The organism is Amorphoplanes friuliensis DSM 7358 (genome assembly GCF_000494755.1).
GTDB classification, from domain to species: Bacteria; Actinomycetota; Actinomycetes; order Mycobacteriales; family Micromonosporaceae; genus Actinoplanes; species Actinoplanes friuliensis.
In genome coordinates this window covers 882,786-901,230 of record NC_022657.1, presented here as the reverse complement: position 1 = coordinate 901,230, position 18,445 = coordinate 882,786, and the positions used below count along the sequence as shown (strand labels likewise).

General features: G+C 70.1%; 18 protein-coding genes. 4 read left to right on the top strand and 14 right to left on the bottom strand.

Annotated features, from left to right (window positions below; genetic code table 11):
* Window position 1: 1 nt before the first annotated feature.
* From AFR_RS04090 to AFR_RS45830, 3 genes are all read right to left on the bottom strand, one after another.
* On the bottom strand, window positions 2-724 hold the full coding sequence (locus tag AFR_RS04090) for an SDR family NAD(P)-dependent oxidoreductase (protein ID WP_041840591.1): 723 nt from the start codon (window positions 722-724) through the stop codon (window positions 2-4).
* A 279-nt stretch (window positions 725-1,003) separates the two neighbouring features.
* The gene (locus tag AFR_RS45835; RefSeq protein WP_023358043.1) at window positions 1,004-1,606 is read right to left on the bottom strand and encodes a class I SAM-dependent methyltransferase; all 603 of its coding nucleotides are present in this window, start codon (window positions 1,604-1,606) and stop codon (window positions 1,004-1,006) included.
* Window positions 1,603-2,823 (bottom strand): MFS transporter, encoded by a 1,221-nt coding sequence (locus AFR_RS45830; protein ID WP_023358042.1) that lies wholly within the window; start codon window positions 2,821-2,823, stop codon window positions 1,603-1,605. The genes AFR_RS45835 and AFR_RS45830 overlap by 4 nt, the downstream gene beginning before the upstream one ends.
* Before the next feature lie 267 nt (window positions 2,824-3,090).
* Here AFR_RS45830 and AFR_RS04075 point away from each other — a divergent pair, with 267 nt between their 5' ends.
* The gene (locus AFR_RS04075) at window positions 3,091-4,347 is read left to right on the top strand and encodes a TrkH family potassium uptake protein (RefSeq protein ID WP_238547328.1); all 1,257 of its coding nucleotides are present in this window, start codon (window positions 3,091-3,093) and stop codon (window positions 4,345-4,347) included.
* Window positions 4,348-4,432: 85 nt separating this feature from the next.
* Window positions 4,433-5,062 (top strand): potassium channel family protein, encoded by a 630-nt coding sequence (locus AFR_RS04070; protein ID WP_202964018.1) that lies wholly within the window; start codon window positions 4,433-4,435, stop codon window positions 5,060-5,062.
* On the opposite strand, the gene AFR_RS04065 is transcribed toward AFR_RS04070, so the two are convergent.
* From AFR_RS04065 to AFR_RS04050, 4 genes are all read right to left on the bottom strand, one after another.
* Window positions 5,059-6,777: a serine/threonine-protein kinase gene (locus tag AFR_RS04065; RefSeq protein ID WP_023358039.1), complete on the bottom strand. Its 1,719-nt coding sequence runs from the start codon at window positions 6,775-6,777 to the stop codon at window positions 5,059-5,061. The two genes, AFR_RS04070 and AFR_RS04065, sit on opposite strands and share 4 nt — an antisense overlap.
* A gap of 101 nt (window positions 6,778-6,878) precedes the next feature.
* Window positions 6,879-8,390, bottom strand: a complete 1,512-nt coding sequence (locus AFR_RS04060; protein ID WP_023358038.1) for a fused MFS/spermidine synthase — start codon at window positions 8,388-8,390, stop codon at window positions 6,879-6,881.
* Between the two features lie 27 nt (window positions 8,391-8,417).
* Window positions 8,418-9,428 (bottom strand): coiled-coil domain-containing protein, encoded by a 1,011-nt coding sequence (locus AFR_RS04055; protein ID WP_023358037.1) that lies wholly within the window; start codon window positions 9,426-9,428, stop codon window positions 8,418-8,420.
* A gap of 64 nt (window positions 9,429-9,492) precedes the next feature.
* A complete protein-coding gene (locus tag AFR_RS04050; protein ID WP_023358036.1) occupies window positions 9,493-10,266 on the bottom strand; it encodes an SDR family NAD(P)-dependent oxidoreductase in 774 nt (257 codons plus the stop codon).
* Between the two features lie 24 nt (window positions 10,267-10,290).
* Here AFR_RS04050 and AFR_RS04045 point away from each other — a divergent pair, with 24 nt between their 5' ends.
* Complete coding sequence (locus AFR_RS04045; RefSeq protein WP_023358035.1) at window positions 10,291-10,638, top strand: VOC family protein; 348 nt, start codon at window positions 10,291-10,293, stop codon at window positions 10,636-10,638.
* Here AFR_RS04045 and AFR_RS04040 read toward each other — a convergent pair.
* From AFR_RS04040 to AFR_RS04020, 5 genes are all read right to left on the bottom strand, one after another.
* Window positions 10,635-11,441 carry an inositol monophosphatase family protein gene (locus tag AFR_RS04040; RefSeq protein ID WP_023358034.1) on the bottom strand — a complete coding sequence of 269 codons (807 nt, stop codon included), beginning with the start codon at window positions 11,439-11,441 and terminating at the stop codon, window positions 10,635-10,637. The two genes, AFR_RS04045 and AFR_RS04040, sit on opposite strands and share 4 nt — an antisense overlap.
* Window positions 11,434-11,889 (bottom strand): response regulator, encoded by a 456-nt coding sequence (locus AFR_RS04035; RefSeq protein WP_023358033.1) that lies wholly within the window; start codon window positions 11,887-11,889, stop codon window positions 11,434-11,436. Before AFR_RS04035 ends, AFR_RS04040 begins: the two co-directional genes overlap by 8 nt.
* Complete coding sequence (locus AFR_RS04030) at window positions 11,886-13,481, bottom strand: sensor histidine kinase (RefSeq protein ID WP_023358032.1); 1,596 nt, start codon at window positions 13,479-13,481, stop codon at window positions 11,886-11,888. The genes AFR_RS04035 and AFR_RS04030 overlap by 4 nt, the downstream gene beginning before the upstream one ends.
* Window positions 13,478-14,668, bottom strand: coding sequence for a PP2C family protein-serine/threonine phosphatase (locus AFR_RS04025; protein WP_023358031.1), 1,191 nt, complete (start codon window positions 14,666-14,668; stop codon window positions 13,478-13,480). Before AFR_RS04025 ends, AFR_RS04030 begins: the two co-directional genes overlap by 4 nt.
* Window positions 14,669-14,816: 148 nt before the next feature.
* Window positions 14,817-15,164 carry a hypothetical protein gene (locus AFR_RS04020; RefSeq protein ID WP_023358030.1) on the bottom strand — a complete coding sequence of 116 codons (348 nt, stop codon included), beginning with the start codon at window positions 15,162-15,164 and terminating at the stop codon, window positions 14,817-14,819.
* Between the two features lie 104 nt (window positions 15,165-15,268).
* Here AFR_RS04020 and AFR_RS04015 point away from each other — a divergent pair, with 104 nt between their 5' ends.
* Window positions 15,269-17,626: a M28 family peptidase gene (locus tag AFR_RS04015; protein ID WP_023358029.1), complete on the top strand. Its 2,358-nt coding sequence runs from the start codon at window positions 15,269-15,271 to the stop codon at window positions 17,624-17,626.
* Between the two features lie 109 nt (window positions 17,627-17,735).
* Here AFR_RS04015 and AFR_RS04010 read toward each other — a convergent pair whose 3' ends face one another.
* Window positions 17,736-18,020, bottom strand: coding sequence for a Smr/MutS family protein (locus AFR_RS04010; protein ID WP_023358028.1), 285 nt, complete (start codon window positions 18,018-18,020; stop codon window positions 17,736-17,738).
* A gap of 10 nt (window positions 18,021-18,030) precedes the next feature.
* On the bottom strand, window positions 18,031-18,402 hold the full coding sequence (locus AFR_RS04005) for a tetratricopeptide repeat protein (protein WP_023358027.1): 372 nt from the start codon (window positions 18,400-18,402) through the stop codon (window positions 18,031-18,033).
* Window positions 18,403-18,445 lie beyond the last annotated feature (43 nt).

Here is an 18,445-nt window from a genome sequence, read left to right as displayed (position 1 = left end):
GTCAGCGGCCCAGGACGGAGCCGCCGTTCACGTTGATGATCTGGCCGGTGACGAAGCTGCCGCCGGGACCGACCAGCCAGCGCACCGCCTCGGCGATGTCGCTGGGGATGCCGGCTCGCTTCACCAGGGTGGCTGCCACGCGGGTGGCGTGGCCTTCCTCGGTCATGCGGCCGTCGAAGAACTCGCTGTCGGTCACGTAGCCCGGCGCGATCACGTTGGTGGTGATGCCTTCGGAGCTCAGCTGCGTGGCCAGGTCCAGGCCGTAGCCGTGCAGGGCGGCCTTCGCCGCCGAGTACGGACCGCCACCTCCTCGCTGCGCCGCGATCGAGCTGGTCAGGATGATCCGGCCGCCCGGGCGGCGCAGCAACGGCAGCAGGGCGTTGGTGAGCAGCACGGCCGTGATGACGTTCGAGTCGAAGGTGGCACGCCAGCGGGCCGCCAGGCCGTCCGGCGTGGAGTCGTCGCCGCTCACGAAGGCACCCGCGTTGTTGACCAGGACATCGACGGGACGGCCGGCTACGGCCTCGACCACCGCGGCGGTCTGCGACGGGTCCGCCAGGTCCGCCTGCACGGCCGACGCCTGCGGGCCGATCCACTTCACCGCGTCGGCCAGCACCTCAGCGCGGCGGCCGACGATGATGACGTCGTAACCCTCCCCCGCCAGCATCCCGGCCGTCGCCCGCCCGATCCCCGTCCCGCCACCACTGACCACCGCAAGCCTCATGGTCCAACTCTAAGCGAGGAGGGAGACGGCTCACTTCCTGCGGATCAAGATCCAGGGCCTGTCGTGCCTGGTTGCAGGGCGCTGACCGTCGCTCCCGCCGAGGTCGGATCGCTGCGCTCCCTGCCGTCTGCGTGAGTGGTCGCCCTCGAACCAGACAAACCCACGCTGCGCTGAGACCCGAGGGAGGCCCAGCCAGTCAGCCCAGGTCGCGAACTCGCGGAACCCGTCGCGAGCCGTGCCGCCGACGCCGACGCCGACGGTGAAGGAGAACGGCGTTGATCATCGGAGCTGGGCCGCGAGCGCTGCGTGGGGGCGGTGGGTGCCGTCGGTGGGACGGCGGCGGCGTTCGACCTCGGTGAAGCCGGCCTGCGCCAGTCGTTCGGCGAAGCCGTCGACCGACCAGCGATAGGCCGTGATGACCTTGTGGTCGAAAGCCGAAAAGGCGTCGCCGTCGAAGAAGCCGACCACCAGCTTGCCGTCCGGGATCAGAACCCGGCGAAACTCGGCGAGGACGCTGTCGAGGTCCGGCGGTGTCAGGTGGATCAGCGAGTACCAGGCCAGGATGCCGGCGATGGACGAGTCTGCCGCGTCCAGGTTGCTCATCGAACCGAGCTGGAAATCACCTGCCGGGTGGGCGGCCCGGGCGTGGGCGATGAACTCCGGGACCATGTCGATCCCCCGGGCGTCGACCCCGAGGGACCGGAGGTGTCCGGTGATCTGGCCGGGTCCGCAGCCCAGGTCGAGCACGGTCCCGGACGGCACGGACAGGTGCCCGCCGATGAACTCGAGGTCCTCGGCGTGCACCTGCCCGCTGGTGCCGAACAGTTCGATGTAGAGGCCCGCTACGGAGGAGTAGGCGTCGCGCACCTCGTCGAATTTCACCGCGTGACTATATGACCGCCCGGAACGCCGGCGCCGAGGGAGCGCCAGGCCAGCAGCAGGACGACTGCCATCGCCGCGGAGGCTGTTCCGAAGGTCGCCACGATCCCGTACGCCTGGGCCACCGCGCCGCCCAGCAGCGAGCCGAGTGCCGCGCCGCCCAGGTCGAGCAACGAATACACGCTGGTGACGCGGCCGTAGAGAGCCGCCGGGACCGCCCGCTGGCGCAGGGTGATGACGATGTTTCCCCAGATCATCGTGTGGACGCCAAAAACGACGATCATCGCGGCGGCCACGAACGGGTTCCGGGTCAGCGCCAGCGTGCCGTGCAGTGCGACCTCGACGAACAGCCCGGCTCGCAGGAGCAGGGTCGTGTCGACCGTGGTCAGGAGGCGGGGTGCCACGACCGTTCCGGCCAGGCCACCGACGGCGAAGGCCGTGAGCAGCACCCCGTAACCGACCTGGCCGAGGCCGAGGCGTTCGAACGCGTACAGGACAAAGATCGCGAAGGCCGCGCAGTAGATCACGTTGCTGAAGGCCATCGTCACGGCCAGGGTGCGCAACAGACGATGCCGCCACAGCCAGCGGACACCTTCCGCGATGTCCGCACGCAGGCTGGTCCGCGTACGCGCGGGTGGCGCCGGCAGGGACCGGATGCTCGCGATGAGTGCCGCCGAGGCCGCGAACGTCAGGGCGTTCACCCCGAACGGCACGGCCGCCGCGATGACAAACAGCCATGCCCCCAGGGGTTTTGCCGCGAACTGGTTGATGACGGTGAAGGTGGCACCCAGCCAGGCGTTGGCGGTCGGGAGGCGATCGCTCGGGACGAGGGCCGGGACGAACGCCGACGACGCCGTGTCGGACAGGGTCTCACCGGTGCCGAGCAGGAAGAACACAGCGTAGATGACCGGGACCGTCACCTGGTCGGTTGCTGTGGCGGCGACCAGCCCGGCCAGCGCCGCCGCGCGGACCAGGTTGACCGTCACCACCAGGCGACGGCGGTCCAGACGATCGGCCCAGGCCCCGCTGAGCAGGGCGAACAGCAGCCAGGGAAGCTGCTGGGCAAACACCGCCCCGGCCACTGCCGCGGGGTCGGTGGTGATCGAGGCGACCAGCAGCGGGCCTGCCGCCATGGTGATGCCGTCGCCGAGATTGGAGACCGCGGACGCGGTCCAGAGTTTGCTGAAGTCCGCGCCGAGGCGCGGGAAAAGGGCACGCAAAACTGCTCCTCGAGCCAGAGGGAAACGGTCGATGACCGCCCCGAGCGAGGAGCGACGGGCCCAGGCAAACTAAGCGGCGCGTCCTCGCGTGGGGGCGAAGACCGTGGCCATGTCGAGTTGCATCACGCACCCTTTCTGCCGGCGGATGATGCAGTCTAGATCGAAACGAGGAGGGGGTACGGGGTGCGGAGCCGTTCACCGTGGCGTTATCCGGCCCGGATCGTTCCCGTTGCTTTCCTCGGTGCCATCCTGATCGGCACGCTGCTGATGATGTTGCCGGCGGCACGGGCGGAGCCGGGGAACGCCCCGTTTGTCACCGCGCTCTTCACGGCGACCAGCGCGGTCTGTGTCACCGGGCTCGCGGTCGTGGACACACCGACGTACTGGTCCGGTTTCGGGCAGGTGCTGCTCACCGTGCTGTCGCAGATCGGCGGCTTCGGGATCATGACGCTGGCGACGCTGCTGAGCCTGCTCGTGTCGCGGCAGCTGGGCCTGCGCAGCCGGTTGATGGCGCAGGCCGAGAGCTCGGGGCTGCTGGGCGGCAACGTCGGCGGTGTGCTCATCCGTGTGGCGATCGTGATGTTCGCGTCGGAGACCGCCATCAGCATCGTGCTGACGTTGCGGTTCTGGCTGCACTACGACTACCCGTTCGGGCGGGCGGTCTGGGAGGCCGTCTTCCACGCGGTGCAGGCCTTCAACAACGCCGGTTTTGCGCTCTACCCCGACAGCCTGGTCCGGTTCGTCGGCGACTGGTGGATCTGCGTGCCGCTGTCGCTGGGTGTGCTGGCGGGCTCGATCGGCTTCCCGGTGCTGTTCGAGCTGGCCCGCGAGTGGCGGAAGCCCGGGTACTGGTCGACCCACACGCGGCTGACCGTGTGGGGCACGCTGCTGCTCAGCCTCACCGGCTTTCTGGTGTTCCTCACGTTCGAGTGGACCAACCCCAACACGCTCGGGCCGCTCGGCACCCCGGCGAAGGTGCTGGCCGCGTTCACGCAGGACGTCATGACGCGGTCCGGGGGTTTCAACAGCATCAATCTCGGCGGGATGAACACCGAGACGATCGCCGTCACGAACGGCATGATGTTCATCGGCGGCGGCAGCGCCAGTACGGCCGGTGGCATCAAGGTCACCACGTTCCTGCTGCTGGCGTTCGTGATCTGGGCGGAGCTGCGAGGTGAACCCGACGTGGTGATCCGTAAGCGTCGCATCGCCGAGGAGACTCAGCGGCAGGCGATGACCGTCGCGCTGCTCGGGGTGGCCCTGGTCGCCTCGGGCACACTGGCCCTGATCGGGCTGACCGACCACGTGCCGTTCGACCGGGCGCTCTTCGAGGTGACCTCGGCGTTCGCCACCGTCGGGCTGAGCACCGGCATCACCCCCACCCTGCCGCAATCGGCTCAGGTGGTGCTCGTCATCCTGATGTATGTCGGCCGCGTCGGCACGATCGCCGTGGGTACGGCGATCGCGCTGAACACCCGCCGCCGGCTCTACCGATACCCGGAGGAGCGACCCCTCGTTGGCTGACAAGAACGCTGACAAGAACGCGGACAGGAACGCGGCGAAGAACGCGGAGAAGAAGCCGGGCACCGGCCCCGACAACGTCGTGGTGATCGGCCTGGGCCGCTTCGGCGGCGCCGTGGCCGACTCGCTGGTGAACCTCGGCCACGAGGTGCTGGGCATCGACAGCAACGCGCACATCGTGCAGGACTGGTCCGACCGGCTGACCCATGTTGTCGAGGCGGACGCGACCGACACCGAGGCGATGCGCCAGCTCGGTGTGCAGGACTTCTCGCGGGCCGTGGTCGGCATCGGCACGCACCTCGAGGCCAGTGTGCTGACGGTGCTGACGCTCGCCGAGATCGGCGTACCGGAGATCTGGGCCAAGGCGATCAGCGTCAAGCACGGCAAGATCCTGTCCTCGGTCGGCGCCCGCCACGTCATCTTCCCGGAGTCGGAGATGGGTGAGCGGGTCGCGCACCTGATCACGGGCCGGATGCTCGACTACATCGAGTTCGACGACGGTTTTGCGATCGCGAAGGTCCGCTCCCCCCAGGAGGCGATCGGCCGCACGCTCGCGGACACCTCCCTGCGGACCAAGTGGGGTGTCACGGTGGTCGGCATCAAACTGCCGGGCGAGGACTTCACGTACGCACGACCCGAGACGGTCGTGCCGCCGGGCTGCATCCTGATCGTGGCCGGCGACACCTCCAAGGTGGAGCGGTTCGCCGCCGAGACCTAGATCGCGACCGAGAAGCCCGACTTGGGCGGGTCCTTCTTCGGGGCCGGCGACGGCTTCCGGGTCCGCTTCGAGGAAGGCGAGGACGAGGACGGCGACGGTGCCGGTGAGGCCGCGGGCTTCTTGAGAACCGGCGCGGACGAGGTGGGCGGCGTGATCACCGCGCCCATGACCTCGGCCTTGCACTGGTTGCCGTTGAGCGTGAACGCCAGCGGCAGCGGGTTGCTGACCCGGTAGCTGCCGCTGAGCGTGACCGTCGCCGACCGGCCGGGCCGCAGCTCGGTGCCGTTCTTGGCCCGCAGGACCAGCTTGCGACCCCGCTGGCTGAGACGTTTCGGTGAGTCGGTGAGCCGCTGGCCACCCACGAAGGCGAACTCGAGCCGCCACGCCGACAGCACGTGTTCCCCGGTGTTGATGACTGTCACCTGCGCGCCGAAGTCCGTACCGGAATCGCGCTGGACCCGGTAGCGGACCTTGCAGCCGGTGCTGTGCAGGGCGATCTGGCCGGCGCCGGCCGCTGCGGCCTGCGCCGGGCCGACGTCGACGGGTTCGCGGGTCGACGACCAGACCAGTCCGAGCGCCGCGATCAGGATGACCGTGGCCACGCCGGCCTGGAGGCGGTGACGGCCGGCGAGCACGGCGTCGCGCAGTCTGCCGCCGGTGAACAGGTCGGGGACGAGCACGCCGCCGCGGAAGAGGCCGCCGCCGAGTGGTTGCGGTCCGCCCACTCGCAGGGCCCGGGCGACCCGCAGGCCTGTGCGTACCCGGAAGCCCGGAGCCCGGATGGCCCGCGCGCCCGGACGCGGAACGGGGTGGGGTGAGGGGCGGAAGCCCGGGGTGGCGTCGCGGGCCACGACCGGCGGGATGATCGGCTGGAGACCGACCAGCGCCGCCAGCGCCCCGGCCAGCTCCGCCGCGGACGGCCGGCGTTCCGGGTCCTTGGCCAGGCAGCCCAGGCACAGGTCGGCCACCTCGGCGGGCATGCCGGGCAGCGACGGTACGGGCTCAGGATCCGCGAACAGGTGCGCCCGCAACGCCTCGGCGGTGTTCCCCGCGGGCCACGGGAAGCGCCCGGTGAGGATGCGGTAGAGCAGCAGGCCGAGCGCGTACACGTCGGTGGCGGGTGAGACCTGGCCACCGCTGAGCCGTTCGGGCGCCAGGTAGGCCGGGGTGCCGAGCAGGCTGCCGTCCGGTGCGGAGTCGCGCTGGCCGACGAGGGCGGAGATGCCGAAGTCGACAACCTTGGCTCCGGCGCCGGTGAGCATGACGTTGGCCGGTGTCACGTCGCGGTGCACGACACCGCGGGCGTGGGCGGTGGCGAGCGCGGAGGCGACCTCGGCGGCGATGACCACGGCGTCGCGCCACGGGAACGGGCCCTGCCGGCGCAGCCGCGCGGAGGCCGACTCGCCGTCGTTGAGTTCCATCACCACGTACGGGACGGTCAGGTGCTCGTCGAGCGGCGACTCACCGAAGTCGAAGATGCCGGTGATGTGCGGGTGGCAGAGCCGCGCGGCGGCGAGCGCCTCCTGCCGCAGCCGGTCGCGGAACCGCGAGTCCGTGGCGAGCTGCGGGGAGAGCACCTTGACGGCGACGGCCCGGCCCAGAACCTCGTCGTGGGCCCGCCACACCACGGACATGCCGCCCGTGCCGAGCCGTTCGATCAGCCGGTACCGGTCGCCGACCCGGCCGCCTCGTCTGCCGGTCGCCAGCCATCCCATGAGCCGATTGTTGCCCGCGGGACGGCCTGTTCATGGGGGGTCCCGGAAATCACTTCACGCCTTTCACGTGCTCTGACCACCACAACGCGGTTTGTCCGAAATCAGCCGGCCAGCAACTGATCCACCGGGGCGTAGTCGTCGGTCAGCACCCGCGCGTCACTGATGAACTCCTCGAGCCGCGGGCCGTCGAGCAGCACCACCGGCTCGTCGACCAGGTCCAGGTGGGTGCGGATCTCGTCGGCCGGGATCGGCGACCGCGAGGCCACGATCACGAAGTTCGACCCGGCCCCACCGTCGAGGGCCTCCTGCGGCGCGATCAGCGCGACGTGCGGGAAGACCGAGGCGACCGTGGCCAGCTCGGCGCGGATGAAACGGTTCGGCGGGTAGTCGATGACGTTCTGGGCGTAGAAGCCGTCGTCGCGCAGCACCCGCGAGATGTCGGCGGCCATCTCCTTGGTCGCCAGGTGCCACGGGACGACCAGGTGACCGAACGCGTCGCCGACCACCACGTCGTACGCGCCGGTGGCCTGCTCGGCAAGCCCGACGCGGGCGTCTCCGACGCGGACCCGCAGCTGCGGGCCGGTCCGCAGGCCGAGCTCCTGCTTGTCGAGGTCGACCAGACCGCCGTCGAGCTCGAGGACCAGCTGATCGCTGCCCGGACGGGTCTTCGCGACGTACTCGGGGACGGTGAACCCGCCCCCGCCCAGGTGCAGGGCGTCGATCGGGGCGCCACCGGCCTTCGACACGTCGACCAGCGCACCGAGCCACTGCACGTACGCGAACTCCAGATGTGTCGGATCGTTCAGGTCGACGTAGGAGTGCCGCGCCGAGTTCAGGACGAGCGTCCGCCCACCGGCCCTGCTCGGATCGGTGTCGACCCGCGCGCAGTGGTACGCCGTCTCGATGTCGCACGGTGTCGGCGCCGACGCCCCCAGCCCGGCCCCGAACAGCCCGATGGTGACCACGACGGCCCGGGTCCGCGGTTTGCCCGGCTGCGGCAGGTCGGGGTTGGTGCGGCGCAGCCACCAGCCGAGGCCGAAACCGGCGACGGCCAGCACACCGGCCAGCGTCAGCACGATCCAGCTGCTCGGCATCGCCGCGACGAAGATGAAGCCGGTGCCGAGGGTGGCGGTGATCGCGCCGAGCGTACCGAAGCTGGAGAGCCGGCCGACCACCTCGCCGGTGCGGCGCAGATCGCCGAGCTGCAGTTTGACGGTCAGCGGGGTGATGCCGGCCAGGAGAAAGGCCGGGAGGAAAACGGCGAGCGCGGCGAGCATCAGAACCGCCGGCGCCGCACCGCCGCGCAGGATCTCGCCGCCCCAGCGGACCAGCGGCAGAGTGATCGCCGTGGTGATCGCGGCGAGCAGCAGGGCCGGGGCGAGCAGCACCCGCGGGTCGTACTTGTCGGCGAGCCGGCCGCCGAGCCAGGTCCCGTAGGCGATCGCGGCGAGCGAGATGCCGATGACCGAGCTGCTCACCTGCAGGGTCACGCCGACGTACGGGCCGACCAGCCGCAGCGCGACGATCTCCAGGACCAGGACGGCGCCGCTGGCGAAGAACACCAGCCCGGTGGCAAGACCGGACGGCAGGGCACGCGGCGGGGAGGTCTCCATCGCGCGGATGCTACCGGCGGGTCCCTGTCAGATCACTGATAGGTGCACGTGGTTGGTGTGCGTGGCGGCGGGCCCACCCGAACCGCTGTACGCCCGCCAGCCGGTGCCCGGATGCCAGATCTGCCTGTACCAGATCACGTAGAGCACGCCGAGCCGCGAGGCGTTCTTCACGAGGTACGCCGCGAGGTTGTTGCCGTAGGTGCGGTCGCCGCCGCTGGCGTTCACGTTCTCGAAGCCGCCCTTGGCCGCGGAGAAGTCGCAGGCCCGGCCCTTGGGGTGCTCACCGGAGGCGCGCTCGCTGAAGCACGATGTGTACCGCTTGAAGCCCGCGTTAGTGGACTGCTGATAGGAGTTCAGCAGCCGCGGCGTGATGCACCCGGACGTGGTCGGGTCGTTGACCGTGCACGACTCCTTCGGCCAGGAGCCGTCGGAGTTGCGCGGCGCCGCCTTGGCCAGCGGGGAGTTCGCGTTGATGAAGCCGCCGGCCACGGCACCGCCGCCGACACTGGCCAGCGCCTGCTCGGCCTGCTGCTTCTTCTTGGCCATCACCGTGACCTGCTTCTTCTGCTCCTTGACCTCGAGATCAATGGCAGTTTTGGCCTGCTGGGCGGTGACGACGGCGTCCTGATAACCGGTCAGCGCCTTGCCGTCGACCTGCGCCATCTGGTCGAGGCGCAGCGCGCGTTCCATGAACGTGTCCGGCGAGGTGCTGTTGAGCAGCAGCGTCATGGTGTTGAAGCGGCCCTGCCGGTAGGACCGGTTGGCGATCTCGCCGACCCGGGCCTCCAGCGTGGTTGCCTTCAGCTTGGACTGCTTCAGCGTCTCGTTCAGCTTGACCTGGCGCTTCTTCGAGGACTCGAGCTTGGCCTTGGCCTCGATGTGACCCTTCGCCGCCGACTCGAGGGCCGACCGCAGCGTTTTGGTCCCGCCCTCTTCGTCGGGGTCCGCGTGCGCGGCGGGTGCGGCCACGACCAGGACGGCGATGGCAGCGAACAGTGCCAGGACAGGCTGGAGCCGGCGCAGGAGAGTCGCCGCCACGGTCTACCTCCCAAGTCGTGAGCGCGGTGACTTTACCCCGCCGCACGAGAGAAAGGCACCTCGATCAAGTCGCCGAATATCCACCGTCGACGAAGAGTGTCTGGCCCGTCACCGCAGCGCTAGCAGCACTCGCCAGATAAACGGCACAACCGGCAAAATCCTCGGGTACGCCGTTACGCCCGATCATGGTGCGCCGAGCGTGCGCGGCCACCTTCTCGGGGTCGGAGAACACCGGCTCGGTCAGCGGAGTGTGGACCACTCCCGGGGCGACGGCGTTGCAGCAGACACCGCGGCTCGACCACGCCTCCGCCTGCGACCGGGTCAGCGCCACCAGCCCCGCTTTCGCCACCCCGTAGGCGCCGCTGTTCCCGTACGCGCGGAACGCCTGCTGGGAGACGACGTTGATGATGCGACCCCAGCCGCGGTCGGCCATCGCCGGGGCAAAACGCTGCCCCAGCAGGAACGGCGCGGTCAGGTTGGCGGCGAGGGTGACGTCCCAGTCGTCGTCGGTCAGCTCGTCCATCGGCGGTCGCCGGTTGACCGCGGCCGCGTTCACGAGCACGTCCGGGTGCCCGTACCGGGAGATGATCGTGTCGACGGCGACCGTGAGCGCCGCACGGTCGGCGAGGTCCGCGCTGACCGCGTCGGCCTGCACGCCGTCGGCCGACAGCTCCTTGACGGTCTCCTCCAGCGGATCGGGACGCCGGGCGACCAGCACGATCCGGGCGCCGGCCCGGCCTAGAGCACCGGCCATCGCCCGCCCGATCCCGGAACTCCCACCCGTCACGACGGCGGTCCGCCCGGCCAGGCCGAAGAGCTTCTCCAAGTACGCAGACATGCGCCAAACCCTAATATCGGAGGGATGGCGTTCACCGAGGCGTTTCCCATCATCACGGTCGCCGACCTGCCCGCTGCTCTCGCGTTCTACCGGGATGCGATGGGGTTCCAGCAGGTCTACCGGTTCCCGCCGGAGGGTGAGCCGGTCTTCGTGACGCTCAAGCTCGGGACGAGTGAGCTGGGCATCGGCGCCGAGGCCACCGCCGGCTTCGAGCTGTGCGTTTATGCCGACGACTGCGACGAAGCCGCGGCGACCCTGCGCGAGGCGGGTGCCGAGCTCGTCGAGGAGCCCACCGACCAGCCGTGGGGTGAGCGCAGCGCGCGGCTGGTGGACCCGGCGGGCCACAAGATCCTGCTGCTGTCCCGCCTCTAGGCGAAGAGCGTGGTGTGCACCGTCCGCCAGATGTCCTCGTTGGCGGCGACCAGCAGACCCCGGCCGGAGTCCGCCGGCCGGTACGCCGAGCCGTCCAGATGCAGGACCGTGCCGCCGGCCTCGGTGACGATCAGCGAGCCCGGGATGTGGTCCCACGGCAGGATTCGCCAGAACGTCGCGAACTGCTGCTCGTCGCTGACGACCGCCGGATATTCGTAACCGGCGCAGTGATGCCCGCCGGTGACGGTGCCTAGCCCGCTCGCGGCCGCTTCGACACGGTCGCGCAGGTCGTCCGGGAAGTAGTTGCGGGAGACCGTGCCGCTCAGGGCGGCCGCGCCGGGGTTGTCGGTCCGGGCCTTGACCCGCAGACCGTCCACGAACGCGCCGCTGCCGGCCTCGGCGACGGTCATCCGGTCGTCGACCACGTCGAGGATCCAGGACGCGGCCGGCTCACCGTCACGCAGCAACGCGACCATCACCGCGAACGGTGTCTTGCCCGCGGCGAAGTTGTTGGTGCCGTCGACCGGGTCGACAACCCAGATCGCGCCGCCGTCACCGACGTGGCTGAGCACTGACGGGTCCGCGGCCACAGCTTCCTCGCCGACAACCTGCGAGCCGGGCAGCAGCGCGGTCAGGCCGGCGGTCAGCGCGACCTCGGACTCCTGGTCGGCGATGGTCACCAGGTCGCCGGGCGACTTCTGGTGGATCTCGGCGTCGCTGAGGTGCCGCCACCGGGGCAGCACGATGGTCTGCGCCACCTCGCGGACGAGCGTGGTCACCTGGTCGATCAGGTCGTCACGCACGCGGCGGCAACTTCACGACGCTGACGAAGAACTCGTCGATCTGCCGGATGACCGAGATGAAACGGTCGAAGTCCACCGGCTTGGTGACGTAGGCGTTCGCGTGCAGCTGGTAGCTGCGCAGGATGTCCTCGTCGGCCGCGGAGGTGGTCAGCACGACCACCGGGATGCGGCACAGCTGGTCGTCCTTCTTGACCTCCTCGAGCACCTCGCGGCCGTCACGGCGCGGGAGGTTCAGGTCGAGCAGGATCAGGTCGGGGCGGACCGCTTTTTCGTACGGTGGCTCGCGGCGCAGGTAGGACAGGGCCTCGGCGCCGTCGGAGACCACGGTGAGGCGGTTGCGGACCTTGTGCTCCTCGAACGCCTCCTGGGTCATCAGCACGTCGCCGGGGTCGTCCTCGACGAGCAGCACCTCGATCGGCGTCCCGTCCTGCCGCGTCGGACCCGTCATGCCGTGACCTCTTTCAATGGTTCCTGTACAGGCACCCCGGCCAGCAGCGGCAAGGTGAAGTAGATCGAGGTGCCCTCGGCGACCTCAAGATCGAGCCAGATCCGTCCGCCATGGTATTCGACGATCTTCTTGACGATGGCCAGGCCGATGCCCGTGCCCTCGTAGGCGTCGCGGGCGTGGAGACGCTGGAAGATGACAAAGACCTTGTCGGCGAACTCCGCCTCGATGCCGATGCCGTTGTCGCGGACGTTGATCCGCCACTCCTTCTCCTCACGCTCCGCCGTCACGTGGATCTTCGGCGGCACGTCGGGGCGGCGGAACTTCAGCGAGTTGCCGACCAGGTTGACCAGGAGTGTGGTGAGCAGCGGCTCCTCGCCCTCGACGGTCGGCAGGTCGGCCCAGGTGATCTCGCCGTCGTCACCGGCGCGGACCTCGAGCTGCGACTTGACCTCGGTCATCACATGGTCGAGGTCGACGTCGGTGAAGCCCGCGGTCAGCCGGCCGATCCGGGAGAACGCCAGCAGGTCGTTGATCAGGCGCTGCATCCGCTGGGCGCCGTCGACGGCAAAGGCGATGTACTGGTCGGCGCGCTCGTCCATCTGGCCCGCGTACCGGCGCTGGAGCAGCTGGCAGAAGCTGGCCACCTTGCGCAGCGGCTCCTGCAGGTCGTGCGAGGCGACGTAGGCGAACTGCTCCAGGTCACGGTTGGACCGGGTGAGCTCCTCGGCCTGCAGCTTGAGCTGATCGTTGACCCATTCGATCTGCTGTCGTGCCTCACGCACCTCGGTGAGCTCGGCCGCGATCTGCTGGCGCATCCCGTCGACGTCGTTCGCCAGCAGACGCAGCTCGGGTGAGCCCTCACTGGTGATGTGCTTGTCGTAGTTGCCCCGGGCGACGTCACGGACCTGCTCGGCCAGCTCGGTGACCGGCCGGGTGATCAGCCGGTCGAGCAGCAGCAGGAGCGCGGCACCGGCCAGGATGACCACCACCGCGGCGAAGATCTCCACCGAGACCAGGACCGTGCCGGTGCGTTTGGCGGCGTCGGCGGCCTTGTTGCGCACGATCCAGATCTCGTCCTGCAGATCGGTGATCGACGTCCGCAGCGCGTCGAACTCGCGCGTGCTGGCCGCCTCGACCAGTTCCTGACCGGCGTCGGGGCCCTGGGTGCGGACGGCGTTGATCACCGGGTCGGCGACCACGGCCCGCCAGGCATCCGCCCGCTGCTGGACCACCAGCAGCGCCGCACGGACCTTGGGGTCGCCGTTGCCACTCTGCTCGTTGAGCGAGCCGATCTGCCGCAGGAGCTGGTCCTGCGCCGCCAGCCCGTCGGTGTACGGCCTCAGGTTGTTCTCGTTGCCACTGATCGCAAAACCACGGATGCCGGTCTCCTGGTTGACGACCGCGGTGTTGAGGCTCTCGCCCGCCGCCCGCATCGGGCCGGTCTTGTTCAGGATGACGTCGATGTGGTCGTTGCTGTCCGCCGCGGTGATCGCCGCGAAGACGCCGAGGACCGTCAGCACCAGGCCGACGGCGAGACACAACGCGACGACGCGCCGGCGCAGCGTCCAGCTGCGCACACTGAGCAGGCTCATCGGCCACCCCCGCGGGAGATCAGGAGCATGGCGACGTCGTCGGCGAGCGGGCCACCGTTGCCCTGCTCGGCCCGGCCGACCAGCCACGCCGGCAGTGCCGGGAGCGGCACCTCCTTGGCGGCCGGCTCACCGAGCACCCCGCACAGGCCGTCGACATCGAGGCGTTCGTTGCCCACGCCGGTGCGGCCCTCGATCAGTCCGTCGGTGTACATCAGCAGGGACCAGTCATCGCCGGGGAACTCCACGTCGGTTGCGGGGGTGGGGGTGGGCTTGACGCCCAGGACGATGCCCGTACGCGCGGCCACGGGCTCGGCCCGGTCGCCGGAGAGCAGCACCGGCGGCGGATGCCCGGCCAGGCGTACGGTCGCGCGGTTGTTCGTGAGGTCGATAACGACTGAGGCGACCGTGGCGAAAACTTCACGGGCGCGGCGCTCGCTCATCAGCACCTGCTCGAGCGCGCCGAGGATCTTGTCCTCCGCGACGCCGCCGAGCACCAGCGCCCGCCAGGCGACCCGGAGCTCGACACCCAGGGCGGCCTCGTCGACGCTGTGCCCGCAGACGTCGCCGACGATCACGTGGAGGCGGTCGGGGCCGACCTGCACCACGTCGAAGAAGTCACCGCCTAGCAGGCCCATCGCGCGCCCGGACCGGTAGAACGTGTGGACCGCGACCTCGGTGGTCTGCATCAGTGGCTGCGGCAGCAGGCCGCGTTCGAGACGGGCCGACTCGGCCTGGCGCAGCTCGACCTCGCGCAGCCGCTGGGTGTTCTCGTCGGAGCGTTTGCGCTCGACGGCGTAACGCAGCGCCCGGACCAGCAGCACCCCGTCGACCTGGCCCTTGACCAGGTAGTCCTGGGCACCCTCGGCGACGGCTGCGACACCCAGGTGCTCGTCGGAGCGGCCGGTCAGCACGCACACCGCGGCACTGCCCGCCACCGCGAGCAGCTTGCGCAGCCCGTCGATGCCCTCGGCGTCCGGCAGTCCCAGGTCGAGCAGGACGCACTGAACGCCCTGCATCATCGGCCGCGCCTCGCGCAGACTGGTCGCCACCTGCAGGTCGAAGGAGGCGCCGGCCTCGGCGAGCAGCTCCCGGACCAGAAAGGCGTCACCCTCGTCGTCCTCGACGAGCAGGATGCGCAGCCGCTCGGGAATCTTCAGCGCAGTAGCGGCATGGGAACGCTCAGTCACCGCGTCTCCCCGCACGACGGGGTGCGCGAGACAGGTGCACCGGCGCTGTGGGGACGCTTGATGGCTCGACTCCTTCGGGCGTGACCCGCTGATAGTCCACCACGGGCTGCGGGTGCACAACTCTGACCACCCGTGCCGGAGGCGCGCCTCACGCCGGCGGGTCGTAGGAGGGATCGGCGGCGACTCGGCGGGCGTGCTCGGCGATCACCTCACCGAGGATGCCGTGCAGGCGCCCGCAGTCGCGGCAGTGCAGATTTTCGTCCAGCCGGCGGCCCCGGCAGGAGATGCAGACACCCCGGTCCTCCGGATCCCGGTACGCCTCCAGGGCCCGGCACATCGCCCGCACGACATGATCGCTGACCTGGAACGTCGCCTCCCCCAGGGCCGTACGCAGGCCGAGCACCGCAACGGGACCGCTCTCGGGCGTGGGGTCGTAACAGGCGACCCGTTCGATGAACTCGGCGAAGACGGCTGGGGGGTCGAGCGGGACGGTCACCGGACAAAGTTATGCCACCGGCCGCGAAGATCACCGGGGTACCCGCCACGGGTCGCAGACGCTTAGATGGCAGTCGACACACCATGATCGGGAGGTTGTTCCGGATGGATACGGCGTCGCGGGCCCTGACACGTCCTGCCCGGCGGGCCTGGGCTGCCCTGGCCGCGGTGCTGCTGCTCGTGGTGGTCGCGGTGGCCGCCCTGCAGTCGGTGCGCCCGCCCGCGGCCCGATCGGCGGGCGTACCGGCCTCGGACTTCAGCGCCGGTCGCGCGTTCGAGCAGGTCCGCGCGATCGCCACCGAGCCGCACGTGGCCGGGAGCGCGGCCAACTCGGCGGTCCGCGACCACGTGCTCGCGACGCTGCGGGCCGCCGGTCTCGACCCGGAGGTCCAGGACACCGTCTCGGTGCAGGGCGGGCAGCTGTCGTCCAGCGCGGGCGGCACCGGCCTGGCGCAGGTCCGCAACGTGGTGGCCCTGCTGCCGGGTACGGCGTCGACGGGCCGGATCTTCCTGGTGGCGCACTACGACTCGGCGCAGACCGGGCCGGGCGGCAACGACGACGCCGCCGGCACCGCGACGGTACTGGAGACGGCCCGTGCGCTGGCCCAGGGCCCACGCCTGAAGAACGACGTCGTCTTTGTGCTGACCGACGCCGAGGAGGCCTGCCTGTGCGGGGCGAAGGCCTTCGTCGACCAGCACCCGCTGGCCCGCGACGGTGGTGTGGCGCTCAACCTGGAGGCCCGCGGCAGCACCGGCCCGGCGATCATGTTCGAGACCGCGGCGGACAACGCGGGCCTGATCGGGGCGTACGCGACGGCGCCGAAGCCGGTGGGCACCTCGTTCGCGGTGGAGATCTACCGCCTGCTGCCGAACGACACGGACTTCACGGCGTTCCGGGAGAAGGGTTTCACCGGGCTGAACACCGCCTACATCGACGGTGCCGCGGTCTATCACGCGCCGACGGACACCCCGGCGACGATGAACCGGGACAGCCTGCAGCACCACGGCGACAACGCGCTGGCCCTGGCCCGTGAGCTGGGCAATCGCGACTTGCCGACACTGAAGTCCGGCGGCGACGCGACGTACTTCCCGATCCCCGGCGGGCTGGCCGTCTATCCGGGCTCGCTGACCTGGCCGCTCGCCGCCGTCGCGCTGCTCGCCGTGCTGGCGCTCGGCTGGCTGGCCCGGCGCCGCGGTCTCGCCACGAGCGGGCGCCTGGCCGGCGGCTTCGGGCTGGCCCTCGTGCCGATCATCGTGGTCCCGGTGCTGGCCCAGCTTTTCTGGGCACTGCTCAAAATCATCCGCCCCGGGTACGCCGAACAGCTCATCGACCCGTACCGCCCTCTCTGGTACCGCCTGGCGATCCTCGCGCTGACCACCACGGTCGTCTTCGCCTGGTACGCGCTCCTGCGCCGCCGCCTGGGCCCGGCGGCGCTGGCGATCGGCGGCCTGGGCTGGCTGGCGGTGCTGGGCCTGACGCTGGCCGCTCTGGCACCGGGCGGGTCCTACCTCGGGTCGTTGCCGGCGCTGGCCGGTGCACTCACGGGCATCGCCGCCGTCCTGCTCCGCGGCTGGTGGCCGGTGCTGCTCGTGACGGCCGGCGCGGCGATCGCGGTGGTGGTGCTGCTCCCAACGGTGATCATGTTCTTCCCGGCGCTGGGCCTGAACCTGGCAGGCTCGGGGGCGTTCATCGCCACACTGCTGGCCCTGGCGCTGCTGCCGGTGGTCGACCTGCTGCACCCGGAGGCGGGCGGTCAACGCGGACTCGTCGCCCTGCGTGCCCGCCGGCTCGGTGCGCTGCCGACCTTCGCCGCGGCGACGGCCGTGGTGGTCTTCACGGTGGTCGGCCTGGTCGTGGACCGTTTCGACGCGGCCCACCCGGCGCCGACGCAGCTCATGTACGCCCTGGACACCGACACCGGTCAGGCCCGCTGGCTGAGCGCCGAGTCCTCACCCCGCGAGTGGACCGCCCAGTACGTCTCCGGCGCACCCACCACCGTGACCGACACCCTGCCCGCGTTCGGCGACGAGAAGCTGCTCACCGGCCCCGCCACCGCAGCCACCCTCCCGGCCCCACAGCTGACCAAGGAAAGCGACACCACCGCGGGCGCCGTGCGTACAGTGCGCCTGCGCCTGACACCGCAACGCCCGGTCCGCCTGGCCACTCTGCACGTAGGCGCCGACACGAAGGTCACCGCGGCAACAGTCGAAGGTCAGCCGGTCCCCACGGACAAAACCGCGGGCGGCCCCTGGGGGTTCGGCTTCATCTTCCACGCCCCACCCACCACCGGCGTGGAAATCACGCTCACCTTGACCGGCACAACCCCACTCAAGCTCCGAGCCATGGACGCCAGCGACGGCCTCACAGCCCTCCCGGGCTTCAAGCCACGCCCGTCCGACGTCGGCGTAACGGGCTCGCACAGCTCAGAAATGCTGGCCGTAGCCCACACCTACACGTTCTGACCAGGGTTTTACCAAGCACGCAGCCGGCAATCGGCGGGAGCGACGGTCAGAACCATGCAACCAGGCACGACATGATCCAGACCTTGACCTTGATCTTGGGTAGCGAGACCTAACGCCCGCGTCTGCCCTTGCCTTGCGACGACTCGAACTTGAAGTGGATGAACAGCCTCCCCCAGTTGTCGCCGTCTTTTTCGACGCGGTGGTAGAGCTGTTTGATCTCCCTCTGGTCCAGGAAGCGGAGCACCTTCTTTTTCAGGGCGCCCGACCCCTTCCCCGGGATGATCTCGACCAGGGTCGCCTTCTTCTGGATCGCCTCGTCGATGATCCCGCGGAGCGCCTTGTCGATCTCGGTGCCCTTGTTGAAGATGTCGTGCAGATCCAGCTTGAGCTTCACCTTCGTGATCCTAAACGGCCTCGTTCTTGCCCAGCCACGTCTCGGCGCGGCGGACCGCGTCGAGGTAGTCGTCCTGTTTTTTCATCGCCGCCGCCAGGCGCAGGTGCGGCAGCGCCTCGCGGAAGCGACCGGCGCGTTCCAGCGTGCGGCCCAGCACGTGGTGGGCGTAGTGGTCCGACGGGTCGTGCTCGACCAGCAGGCGCAGCTGCGCCTCGGCCCGCTTGAGCTGCGCGGAGTTGAAGTAGGCACGGGCCAGCAGCTGCCGCACGGCGGCGTTGTGCGGCTCGGCCTCGACTATGGGCTCGAGGAGGCGGGCGGCACCGAGCGGGTCGCCGGACTCGAAGATGAAGGTGGCCCTGCGGTACTCCTCGAGAAGATCCACGAACCCGCTCCCCACGCTCGCGCCGCCGTCTTGAACCAACGCT